Consider the following 1,548-nt stretch of genomic DNA (forward strand, 5'->3'; position numbering starts at 1 on the left):
TCGCGAGCAGGCTCGCTCCCACAGTTTTGAACTGCGGTTGCAGCTTGAGGGCGGGCGCGATTGTAGAGGTTTCGCGCCGCCTTCCGTTAACGCACTGTCTTCAGCTTGAAGATGAAGCGGTTTCAGGCCGGCGATTGAGCCGGGTGACGAGGCGATCCAGCGCCCACACCACCACCAGCGAAGCCCCCACCAGCGGGAACACCACCGCCAGGGCCAGCATGATGAACACCCCGGTCTTCCACGTCGGCAAATCATGACGCAGTGGCGGCACGCCGAACTTGCCCTGGGGCCGGCGTTTCCACCAGATCACCAGGCCGCTTACGGCGCTGAGCAGGATCATCAGGCAAACCAGCAGCACGAGGATCTGGTTCAGCGGGCCGAACATCTTGCCTTCGTGCAGCATCACCCCGGTTTCGGTGGCGCGGGCGACGACGCTGTAGTGTTCCCAGCGTACATCGGCCAGGACTTTGCCGGTGTATTGGTCCACGTGCAGGGTCGCGTCGTTGCGCGGGTCGTCGGCGAATACGGCGATGGTGAACACGCCCGAGGCGGTCGTTGGGAGCGTGATGCTGTAGCCGGGTTCGACCTTGCGCTCGCTGGCGATATCCTGCACCGCTTGCAGGCCGACGGTCGGCGCGGCGGGGCCTTCGTGCATGCCGCCGTGGGCCGTGTGCTCGGCGTGGTCGCCGGACATCGGCATCGGCGTGTTTTCCACGGCCCACGGCACCGTCTGGCGGTGGGCGTTGTTGAGGCTGCCAGCCTCGACGTCGGACTTGGGCACGTCATTCCACATCGCCGCCGGGAAGCGGTTCCACAGGTCTGCGTATTGCTTGCCCCAGAAGCCGGTCCAGGTCATGCCGCTGAGCAGCATCACCAGCAGGAACGCGGCGCCCCAGAAGCCGACGACCACGTGCAGGTCGCGCCAGAACAGCCGACCGCGGACGTTCCAACGCGGCCACAGCACGCCGGCCGATGATTGCCCGCGCGGCCACCACAGGTACAGGCCAGAGACCACCAGTACCACGCCCCAGCCGGCGGCCATTTCCACCAATCGATCACCCACCGTGCCGATCAGCAACTCGCCGTGGATCGCCCGGGCCATGGCTTGCAGGTTGTTCTTCGCATCCTGCTCGCCAAGGATGTCGCCGTGGTACGGGTCGATGAACACATTCAGTTCCCGGCCCTTGTCGATCACCACGAACTGCGCGCTGCGCTCGGCGTTGACCGGGGGCAAGTATTGTTTGACCTGGCCTTCGGGGTAGGCCTGGCGGACCTGCTTGAGCAGGTCGTCCGCCGCCAGGGCGTGATGGCTGGGCGGCACGTTCAGTAAGTCGCCGTACATCAGTGGATCGAGTTGCGGCTTGAACAGGTAGATGATGCCGGTCAGGGCCAGCATCACCATGAACGGCGCCACGAACAGCCCGGCATAGAAATGCCAGCGCCAGGCCAGGTTGTAGAAGTTCGGTTTCGGTTGGCTCATTGCAAAGCGCTCCGCAGGGCAAATGGGGTTGTTATGTTGTGCGGTCAGTCAAGGTGGAAACGAACCAT

The 1,548-nt window shown here is 64.3% G+C and carries 1 protein-coding gene; it reads right to left on the reverse strand.

Going from position 1 to position 1,548, the window contains the following annotated elements; genetic code table 11:
- Positions 1-100: 100 nt before the first annotated feature.
- A complete protein-coding gene (locus OC610_RS27160) occupies positions 101-1,480 on the reverse strand; it encodes a PepSY-associated TM helix domain-containing protein (protein ID WP_264432465.1) in 1,380 nt (459 codons plus the stop codon).
- Between the last annotated feature and the right edge of the window lie 68 nt (positions 1,481-1,548).

Source organism: Pseudomonas agronomica (assembly GCF_025917275.1).
Lineage (GTDB): Bacteria > Pseudomonadota > Gammaproteobacteria > Pseudomonadales > Pseudomonadaceae > Aquipseudomonas > Aquipseudomonas agronomica.

Excerpts from the sequence above, each read along its gene's own strand:
- OC610_RS27160 (WP_264432465.1), bottom strand. The coding sequence starts at position 1,480 with ATGAGCCAACCGAAACCGAACTTCTACAACCTGGCCTGGCGCTGGCAT.